We start from the raw sequence: 6451 nt of genomic DNA, 5'->3' as shown, positions 1-6451 counted from the left end.
GGCGCGGGTGCTGGGCAAGATGCAGATTGTGGCCGAGCTCGAGAGCGCTTCGGATGAGTGTTTTTCGATCGCTGAGCTCATGGTGAAAAAGTCGAGGCGGGACCTCAAGTTTGACGAAGAGGCAGCGCTGTCGCTTAAGCCATATGGCGAGGCTGTGAAGCAATTCTTCGATTTCATAACATCGAATCTCGACAGGGGGCTCGATGCCACCGAGTTCGGCAAGGCAGGCGAGATCGAGGACCAGATCGACAGCTTTAAGAAGGAACTCAAGAAAATGGCGAGAAAGCGGCTCAATGCCGGGGCGGACGCCAGGACTGAACTGCTCTATATCGATCTCGTGAGGCACTTCGAAAAGATTGGCGACTGCCTCTACGCCGTTGCGGGCGAGCTGGAGAGAATTTAAAAAACGGGGTCAGACCCCTTTTTTTAAATTTCTGCGCGCGGCCAGCCGGCAGGCAAGGACGCAGACAGTGCCCACGACGATGATGGCCGGGCTTGTAGGCAGGTCGAAGATGACTGCGAGCGCGAAGCCTGCCAGGTTGATGCACACGCCGAAGAGCGAGGCGAGCAGCATGGTCGGCTTGAAATTCAGTTTGAGCGATTGTGCGGCGAGGGCCGGCAGCAGGGTAACCGCGTCCACCATGAGCGCTCCCGTGATCCGCATGCCAAGCCCGATGCCGGCGCATACGACAACCAGTATCGCCGTGTAGACAACTGTCGAAGGGAAGCCGAAGGCGAATGCCGTTTCCCTGTCGAATAACACCGCCGAAATGGGCCTGAGAAAGCGCGCCGTTCCCGCCAAAATCAATGCCGAAACGATCACGACAAGAAGGACTTCTGTTTTATCGAGGGCGAGAACATTGCCCCAGAAAAGGTTGAAGGCTTCTATGGCGTGAATGTTGGTTTTGTAGAACAGAATGAACACAATGCCGAGGCTGGCGGTCATCAACAGTGCCATCGCCCCGCCGGAAGTCCCTCCGGATCTCCGCACGCTGAGGCCTGAAATGGCAAACCCCGCGGCAACGGAGAACAGCATCGCGAAGAGAACAGGATCGACCCCGAGAATGAGGCCTACCGTTGCGCCGAGCAGCGACAGGTGCATGACGCCGAAGCGGGCGGGAATCAGCTCCAGCGAAAATATGTAGATGCCCAGCAGGGGGAATGCCAGCCCGCTCGCGAACAGCGCGATGATCGCTCGGCTGAAGGCAGGGATATGGAGCAGTTCCATCATATTTCGTGCCCTCTCGTTTCCGCAAGGAAGGCGCTGGTATCCAGGAGCTGTGCAGTTCCCTTCCGGAACACGATGACGGCATCGCATAATTTCACCAGTCTCCGGTCATGCGTGACGAGAATCAGAGGAACGCCCGATTTTGCGATTGAATGAATGAGCGTGCGCATGGCTTCCTGACCTTCTTCATCGAGGTAGGAACCTGGTTCGTCAAAGAGATAGAGCGCAGGCTCGGCTGCCATGGCGCGCGCGATCGACACACGCTGGAACTGCCCGCCCGACAGGTCTTGGACTGCTTTGTCGGCAAGGTCCTCAAGTCCGCAATAGGCAATGGCCGCCTCCACAACCTCGCGGTCTAGGCGGCCAAAACGGCCTGTCAAGCCTAATTTGCCCAGCCTGCCGAACGATACAGCCTCCCGCACCGAAATGCGCAGCTGGCCGGAATTTCCTTCCGGCCGGTTCTGGGGAATATATGCGAGCTTCTTGCGCGTCTGTGCAAACGCTGCTGTCCGTGTATCCACGCCCAGAAGGCGAAGCTCGCCATCAAGCGGAGGCAGAAGCCCGAGGCAGGTTTTGAGGAGCGTCGTCTTGCCGGCGCCGTTGGGGCCGACAAAGCCAATGACAGTACGCCTCTGTGTTCGTGCCGTAAGATCGATACAGATATTTCGCACGACCGGCTCCGACCGCTTATATCCAATCGAAAGATTTTTCGCTGACAGAAGCGGGGGATTAGCTGGGCGCATATCTCCGGGCGTGGGCATATCTCCAGGCATCGATGTATCATCCAGCATGCGCGTGGCGGCTCTATTTTCCGATCTGGCTCAGAATGGCTTTTTCATTGTAAAGGAATACATCCTCGATGGTACGGGTACCGTCCTTGCCCGGGAAATTGATGAGGAGCACATGCGGCACACCGAGGCTTTCAGCCAGGGCCTTGCCGCCTGGGTTGTGATAATTGTCCAGCACCATGACAGGTTTTTTCTTTATCAGATCGAGAACAACCGCAGGCGAAGGCTCGCCGGGGCCGAATGTTCCCACGACATCGAGCCCGAGCCAAAGCGCGAAGGTTTTCATGTACGCCTGCACAACCACGCGCTTGTCGGGCAGAGCGGCGGCTACCCGCTCGCGCATGGCGTCCGAGAATGCTGTAAACGACTTCGCCCATTGTTCCTGTGCTTGCGTCGTCCCCAGGGCTTCTGCAATTTTTTTCGATTCAGCAATGATGGTTGAGGGCACATTGTCGGTGTACACTGCGAGAATTCTCAGATTGCTGTTTTGTGCTGTTTCTGCGAGCTTTTTGGCGAATTTTTCGTAGCCTGAATACACGATGAGCGATGCATGCTGCACCGCGAGCAAGTCTGACGGCTTGATTTCGTACTCAGGCGGATGTTGGAGTTCAAAGGGAGCAATTGTCACGATATTTTTCGCGCCGGCGGCAATTGCGTACGCTTGCACCCACGAGGTAGAGGCAATCACGGGTTTGTCTTGCGCCGCGAGCGGCAGTGCGGACAGGCAGAGCAGCGCGAGGAACATCCAGACTAGGCTTCGTTTTGAATGAGAAGAGCCGATACCCATATGAGAATCCTTTGAGAGTTGAGTGTGATGGCGGGCTTCGTGCACACCGGGAAGCGCTTCGAGCGCCTCGGGTTCAATGCAGCTTCAGAAAGCAACGTTCCGCGGCTGCATCCGGTTTGTATGTTCCAGCATGGCGCTGGCATGCAGATTCATCTGCGCGTGTCCATTGCCTTCGGGCAAGGGCAGCGATACAAGTATCGCGGTTTCAGTGTACCGCAAGTCCAAGTTCCGAAGCAACAAGCGCGACAGCCTCTTCGATACATCTGGAAAGAGAAGAGGGAGGCAGGCCGGCAAGTATGAAATGAGGCTGATTCACAGGCAGCAATATCTTCTTGCTGCTTGCGTGCATCACGGCGCGGGCGATCCTCGGAGTGATCTCGCCCATCATTGCATCAGGAAGAACAATGCCGATCGGGCCGAGAATGATCTGGCCCAGATTGATTGAGACCCGTATCGCATTCTCGCCGGAGGCTCCCCGGTCAGCCCCTGCTTTTATCATCTGTTCGGTCGCCGAAGCGTTCGTGCCCAGGGCCAGAATCTCGACATCGTGCCCGAAAGCCTGCCGCACCCGCGTGCACAGCTGGGAGCCGATACCCCCGCCAAGGCCGTCGACGACCACAATGATCGGCTTTTTCTCCATGAGCGAAGGATAGAATGGATCAGAAATTTAAAGAAGGGGTCAGACCCCTTCTTCACACGCCTTCAGAGACGATGACTACTTCTTCATGAAAATCAAGGCAGCATGCTACCACAATAATACAGGATGAACTTCAAAAATTTGTTAAGCAAAGCGACTACTTGGTGCTATAATCATTATCAGAATTATGACTGTGTACAAAGGGTTGGCCAGAGACTTCAAAGACGATGTCGCACGCAACGTAATTGATGAAAAAATAGCGAATTGCTTTTTACGGCAATTTGGATATTATCCTGGCTCTTCGGAAAGGAATTCCTGGACCTATTCTCTCAGGTTCATGGATACAATCATCAGGATAGGTTCAATACCGGATGATTGCGGCGTTCTGATCGAATTCAATATTCCCAATACAAATAAACGCATCGATTTTCTTATAACCGGAAAAGATGAAAATGGCGGGAGCAATTTTGTCGTTGTAGAATTGAAACAATGGCAAGAGGCACGGGCAACTCCCTACAAGGATGTTGTCATTACCTTTGTCGGCCATGGAGAAAGGACCGTGGCGCATCCTTCGTACCAGGCATATTCTTACAACACCTTCCTGGTCGACATGAATACTTCGATTCAGCAGAATCGGATCGGAGGGCATGCCTGCGCCTACCTTCACAATTACCAACCAAAGCGGAATGAGCCACTCCTGGAACAGCATTACATGGAGACCGTCCTCAAGGCACCGATTTTCTTCAAGCATGATGTCCGGAAGCTCCAGGATTACATTGCCTCGAAGGTCGGACGGGGGAATGGTACAGAAGTCCTCAAGCATATAGAAAATGGCGAAGTGAGACCCTCGAAGGAACTGATCGATTGTGTCGTGGGGCTTCTTAAAGGGAACGACGAATTTATTCTGCTCGATGACCAGAAAGTCGCTTTCGAAGCGATAATGAGCATCTGCGAGTCTTCCAGGGACAAGACGGTTGTCATGGTAAAAGGGGGCCCTGGAACCGGCAAATCTGTCATCGCCCTGAATGTCTTCGGAAAACTCCTTCAGGGTAAAAAGAACGTGCGGTTTGTAGCGCCGAATGCGGCTTTCAGGAATGTAATGCTGGAAACACTGGTAAAAAATGACCCAAGACAGAGGGTAAGAGTCAAGAATCTGTTCATGGGCTCGGCCAGCCTCTGGGAATGCCGGGACAATGAATTCAATGTCCTGGTCGTGGATGAAGCTCACAGGCTGAAAAATGAAATGGCTTATGGTTACAAGGGTGATAACCAGATAGAAGATATCATTTCTTCTTCAAGAATTGTGATCTTTTTTGTGGATGACAGACAGAGAATTCGGCCCGAAGACATTGGTTCCAGCGATGAAATTGCAAGGATTGCGAAAAAATACAATGCCGACTTGCATGAATTCAGCCTCGATGCCCAGTTCCGGTGCGCAGGCGCAAAGGATTTTATCGCATGGGTCGAGAAGGCACTCCAGATAGACAGTTCCGCAAGAACCACCGCCTGGGACAGGGAGTCATTCGATTTCCGGATCTACTCTACGCCTAACAAGCTGTTCAAAGCCGTAAAGGAAAAGAACGATGAAGGTTTCAAGGCAAGGCTTGTGGCTGGCTATGCCTGGGATTGGACGAGCTTGTCGGAGAACAATGACAGGGCACAGATCTTGGATGTGAGCATGCCCGAATATGATTTTGCAATGCCGTGGAATCAGAGAACCAAGAGCGAATTATGGGCAATCCTCCCGAATGGTCTGGAACAGATTGGATGTGTCCATACGATTCAGGGACTCGAGTTCGATTATATCGGTGTAATTATCGGTAATGATCTGAGATACAACAGAGCAACTGGAAAAGTCGAGGCTGTCTGGAACGAGTACAAGGATAAAGCCGGCAAGAAAGGGCTCAAGAATGATCCTGTGACTTTCAATGCGCTCGTGAAGAATATCTATCGAATACTTCTCTCGAGAGGGATGCGGGGATGCTATGTGTTTTGCAGGGATAAGAACTTGAGGGATTATCTTCAAGGATTGTATGACAGTAAGCTGGAATATGCGGACTATTTCGTAGAAGAAAACAATTCGGCTCTATGGGCGGCGGAAGGCGGGCATGGAAAACCAGAAGACAAGAATAGCTATAGCATATGATTTTGACGGCACCCTCGCTCGCGGGAGCCTGCCCGAACATGGGCTGTTGCAGGATTTGGGCATTGAAAGCGCTTCTTTCTGGAATGAGGTGAAAGAGCGTGCCGAAACGCAGGATGCCGATGAAATCCTTGCGTACATGTGCCTGCTGCTGGAAAAAGCGAAAGAACGAGGCATCGAAATCACCGAAAGCAGGCTGGGATCCTATGCCGCCAATATCCCGTTCTTTGAAGGGGTAGTGGAATGGTTCGGGAGAATCAACAAGTACGCTGCCGAATTGGGCGTCGGTATCGATCATTTCGTGATTTCCTCTGGATTGCGGGAAATTATCGCCGCGAGCGCCATCGCGCCTTGTTTCAAGTTCGTTTTTGCATCCAAATACCTTTATGATGAACGAGGAATGGCTTCATATCCAGCCGTTTCCATAAATTATACGACGAAAACACAGTACCTTTTCAGGATCAATAAAGGGATTTTCAATTTTTTCGACAACAAACGGATAAATACCTGGATCAGGCTCGACAGGAGACCCTATCCATTCAAGAGGATGATCTACATAGGTGATGGGGATACCGACATCCCGGCAATGAAAATGACAAGATACCAGGGGGGATATTCAATCGCGGTCTTTGATCCGCTCAAGTGGGATGATTTGAGCCAGCAAGCAAAAATATATAAGCTGATCGCTGAAGACAGAGTCCAGTATGTGGCCCCGGCAGTGTATTCGGAAGGTTCTCTGCTCGATATTGCTGTCAAGGGGATCATCGGGAAAATCGCAAACGAGCCATAAGTCTTTGGTTCTGTTCGTGATGAAAATTCTTTATGAAGGGAATCATGCTCTGTAGAAAATGAACGTTCATCAGGGATG

Annotated in this window: 6 protein-coding genes and 1 pseudogene; 3 read left to right on the top strand and 4 right to left on the bottom strand. The window is 52.1% G+C overall.

The window, feature by feature from the left end; genetic code table 11:
* Nucleotides 1-403, top strand: a pseudogene (locus GAP13_RS03650) (Na/Pi cotransporter family protein); the annotation flags it as partial.
* Between the two features lie 9 nt (nt 404-412).
* Here GAP13_RS03650 and GAP13_RS03645 read toward each other — a convergent pair.
* The 4 genes from GAP13_RS03645 to GAP13_RS03630 all read right to left on the bottom strand — a co-directional run bounded on the left by GAP13_RS03645 (nt 413) and on the right by GAP13_RS03630 (nt 3443).
* The gene (locus tag GAP13_RS03645; protein ID WP_158906292.1) at nt 413-1231 is read right to left on the bottom strand and encodes a metal ABC transporter permease; all 819 of its coding nucleotides are present in this window, start codon (nt 1229-1231) and stop codon (nt 413-415) included.
* Nucleotides 1228-1899, bottom strand: a complete 672-nt coding sequence (locus GAP13_RS03640) for a metal ABC transporter ATP-binding protein (RefSeq protein ID WP_158906290.1) — start codon at nt 1897-1899, stop codon at nt 1228-1230. Before GAP13_RS03640 ends, GAP13_RS03645 begins: the two co-directional genes overlap by 4 nt.
* A gap of 133 nt (nt 1900-2032) precedes the next feature.
* Nucleotides 2033-2803, bottom strand: a complete 771-nt coding sequence (locus GAP13_RS03635; RefSeq protein WP_158906288.1) for a metal ABC transporter substrate-binding protein — start codon at nt 2801-2803, stop codon at nt 2033-2035.
* Nucleotides 2804-3008: 205 nt separating this feature from the next.
* The gene (locus GAP13_RS03630) at nt 3009-3443 is read right to left on the bottom strand and encodes a DUF3842 family protein (RefSeq protein WP_158906286.1); all 435 of its coding nucleotides are present in this window, start codon (nt 3441-3443) and stop codon (nt 3009-3011) included.
* Nucleotides 3444-3777: 334 nt separating this feature from the next.
* Between GAP13_RS03630 and GAP13_RS03625 the strand changes: the two genes are divergently transcribed.
* A complete protein-coding gene (locus GAP13_RS03625) occupies nt 3778-5586 on the top strand; it encodes a DUF2075 domain-containing protein (protein ID WP_158906284.1) in 1809 nt (602 codons plus the stop codon).
* On the top strand, nt 5549-6373 hold the full coding sequence (locus GAP13_RS03620; protein WP_158906282.1) for an HAD family hydrolase: 825 nt from the start codon (nt 5549-5551) through the stop codon (nt 6371-6373). The genes GAP13_RS03625 and GAP13_RS03620 overlap by 38 nt, the downstream gene beginning before the upstream one ends.
* The last annotated feature ends 78 nt before the right edge of the window (nt 6374-6451 follow it).

The organism is Rectinema subterraneum, from assembly GCA_009768935.1.
GTDB classification, from domain to species: Bacteria; Spirochaetota; Spirochaetia; order Treponematales; family Rectinemataceae; genus Rectinema; species Rectinema subterraneum.
Note: the sequence above shows the minus strand (reverse complement) of the source record. Positions and strands in the feature narration are given on the sequence as shown.